Genomic DNA, 1,055 nt, shown 5'->3' with positions numbered 1-1,055 from the left:
TAGAGCGGTTTCTGATCAGTCTGCATCGTAACCAGCGGCTGCAAAATAGTTCGAGCATTCCTGGGGTGAGTAGAGGTCCACGATGCGGCCGATGGCGTCCCAGAGGCCATGGATGGTCCGCTCGGCCGCTTTTCGCAGATGCGCCTTCAGCTTGGAAAAGGCCATCTCGATGGGGTTGAAGTCTGGGCTGTAGGGCGGAAGGAACAGGAGCCTGGCACCCGCGGCTTCGATGGCGGCGCGCACGGCAGGCGCCTTATGGCTGGATAGGTTGTCCATGATGACGACGTTGCCCGGTGAGAGTTCAGGCACCAGCACGCGGGTCACATAGGTGGTGAAGGCATCGCCGTTCATCGGCCCGTCGAGAACCCAGGGTGCGATCATGCCGGTGCGGCTCAGACCCGCGACGAAGGTGGTGGTTTTCCAGTGCCCGTGCGGCACGCCGGCCCGCAGTCGTTCGCCGCGCGGCGCCCTGCCGTAGCGACGCGCCATGTTCGTCGATGCCCAGGTCTCATCGATGAAGATGAGCTGCTCGGGATCGAGATCGAGCTGACCGTCAAACCATTCCTCGCGCCGCTTCAGGATGTCGGGACGATCCTGCTCGGTCGCGTGCGCAGTCTTTTTTTGCGCGTGATCCCGCGCCGCGCGAAGAACCGCCATATCGTGCCGAGTGCGACCTCGGTGCCGTGATCGGCCAGAAGTGCCTGCAACTCTGCCAGAGTGATGTCGGGCGTCGCCTTGTAAGCCTCCAGGATCAACCCGGCATGCGCCTCGATCCTCATCGAACGTCGATCGCCACCCTGCTGCTGTGGCGCCGGCGTTCCGTGCTGGTTTGCAAGCTGCTGCCACCGGACAGCGCTCGCGGCACTGACACCGAACCGTACCGCCGCCTGTCGACGCGACAGACCGCTCGCGATCGCCGCCACAACCCTGTCTCGAAGATCCACTGACAATGCTCGCGCCATCCATGCCAGCCTCCTGCACCGGCACGCACCTGAATCAGAAAACCGCAGCGACGGGAATCCCCTTATGATTCAGCACGGTGAGAAACCGCTCTA

General features: G+C 63.2%; 1 protein-coding gene. It reads right to left on the bottom strand.

Annotated elements, in window-relative coordinates; all coding sequences use genetic code 11:
- Positions 1-15 precede the first annotated feature (15 nt).
- A protein-coding gene (locus FHY04_RS22230; protein ID WP_183938040.1) for an IS630 family transposase occupies positions 16-962 on the bottom strand; the annotation gives its coding sequence in 2 pieces (ribosomal slippage) (positions 16-626 and positions 626-962; 948 coding nt in all).
- Positions 963-1,055 lie beyond the last annotated feature (93 nt).

Origin of the sequence: Sphingomonas sp. BK481 (assembly GCF_014194875.1) — a bacterium.
GTDB classification, from domain to species: Bacteria; Pseudomonadota; Alphaproteobacteria; order Sphingomonadales; family Sphingomonadaceae; genus Sphingomonas; species Sphingomonas aerolata.
Note: the sequence above shows the minus strand (reverse complement) of the source record. Positions and strands in the feature narration are given on the sequence as shown.